Below are 223 nucleotides of genomic sequence, written 5' to 3' on the forward strand. Positions count from 1 at the left end.
TGACACCACCGGCGGCAACTTCGAGAAACTGGAAGTCGCGGGCAACGGTGCAACCACCACGATCAACGACACCATCGATAAAGTAGATGTGGTTCTGACGGCGACTACCACCGTGGGTGAAGGCGGCAATATCGTTTACACCGCCAGCCTTGTGGATAAAAACGGCGCGCCGGTGACCAACATCACCAGCCCGTTGACCGTCACGTTGGATAACGGCCAGACT

1 protein-coding gene is annotated in these 223 nt (G+C 57.0%); it reads left to right on the forward strand.

Annotated elements, in window-relative coordinates; translation table 11 throughout:
• Positions 1 to 223 (forward strand): immunoglobulin-like domain-containing protein (locus GIR22_RS26085; protein WP_178122479.1); only part of this gene is annotated, 223 nt, incomplete at both ends.

Origin of the sequence: Pseudomonas karstica (assembly GCF_009707515.1) — a bacterium.
Lineage (GTDB): Bacteria > Pseudomonadota > Gammaproteobacteria > Pseudomonadales > Pseudomonadaceae > Aquipseudomonas > Aquipseudomonas karstica.